This is a genomic window from Teichococcus deserti (assembly GCF_001982615.1).
GTDB lineage: Bacteria > Pseudomonadota > Alphaproteobacteria > Acetobacterales > Acetobacteraceae > Pseudoroseomonas > Pseudoroseomonas deserti.
Map to the genome: position 1 here is coordinate 1 of NZ_MLCO01000366.1, position 1,321 is coordinate 1,321.

General features: G+C 68.5%; 1 protein-coding gene and 1 pseudogene. Both read right to left on the reverse strand.

Annotated features, from left to right (window positions below; all coding sequences use genetic code 11):
• Positions 1-502, reverse strand: a pseudogene (locus BKE38_RS27290) (glutamine synthetase); the annotation flags it as partial.
• 11 nt (positions 503-513) lie between these two features.
• On the reverse strand, positions 514-1,143 hold the full coding sequence (locus BKE38_RS27295; RefSeq protein WP_076960337.1) for a cysteine hydrolase family protein: 630 nt from the start codon (positions 1,141-1,143) through the stop codon (positions 514-516).
• Between the last annotated feature and the right edge of the window lie 178 nt (positions 1,144-1,321).

A 1,321-nucleotide genomic window follows, 5' to 3' on the forward strand; every position in this document is an offset into this window, starting at 1 on the left:
GCCCGGCCTGCTCCATCAGATGCAGCAGCCGCGGGCCGAAAGGATCGGCGCGGCGCATGGCGGCGAGGGAGAAGGCCGGCGCCGCGGGCCAGTCGGCGCCGAGCAGCTGGAATTCATGCTCGAAGCTGGACAGGAGCGAAAAGCCGGTTTCCTGCTGCAGGGTCTGCAGCGCCCGCTTCAGCAGGCTGCGCGGGCAGCAATCCCAGGGCTTGCCGTCCAGCGTCGCGATATCCGACAGGAAGAAATGCAGCGGCGAGGCGCCGAGGCCTTCCAGCCGCAGCTTCGTCGCCGGGTCGGGCAGCAGCCGCAGGTCACCGGCCGAGCCCCAGGGGTTGTCCTCGGCGATGACGTCGAAGGGGGTCAGCGCCATGTTGGCCGGCACCCAGCCGGTCCCGCGGGCCAGATAGCCGTCGAGGGCGCCGGCGGGAAAGCTGCGGCCGCGGGTGATGGCCACCAGGTCGGTGGTCAGGCAGGTGGCGAGCTCCGGCATCGCTGCGGTCATCTTTTCGCTCCTCAGGCGGCGCGCAAGGCTTCGAGGCGGGCGACGACGGTGTCGGTGTCGGTCTCCCAGCAATAGCCGGCGAAGGCGGCCAGCGCGGCGGCGTCGCGCTCCGGCGTGTAGGTGGCGCAGGCATCGGTCACCAGCGTCACCAGATAGCCGCGATCGGCCGCGTCGCGCACCGCCATGTCGACGCATTGGTCGGTGATCACGCCGGCGACGATCAGCATGCGCGTGCCGAGGTTGCGCAGGACATAATCGATGTTGGTCGAGTTGAAGACGCCGGAGGAGGTCTTCGGCAGGACGATCTCGTCAACGAGTGGGGCGAGCGCGTCGATCACCTGGCCTTCCGGCGCGCCCTTCGGCACATGCATGTCGGACAGCTTGTGGTCCAGCGAGCGGTCGCGGCCGTGCCGGGTCAGGCTTTCGATGACGGTGTGCAGCACATCGACCCCCGCCGCCCGCGCCGCCGCCAGCAGCCTTTGCTGGTTCGGCACCACCAGCCGGTCCAGCCGGTCATGGTAGTAATCGCCGCCATCATGCCCAGGGGTCCGCTCGCACCAGATCTTCTGCATGTCGACCAGCAGCAGAGAGGTTTCGCCGGGGGCGTAGGGGGCGTCACGGCGGGTGGGCTGGCTCGGCATGCGATGCTCCCTGGCTGGGCGGAATGTCGATTCCATTACAGATTTCATTATCGCCGGTGAAGATGAAATATCATTGACAGCGGGCGGCGGGGGCGATGTGCTGCCGATCCTCGCCTTTCCTCACACCGCGCGGAAGCCAGGCCATGCAGCGTCGTTCCTTCATCGCCCTCGGCGCCGC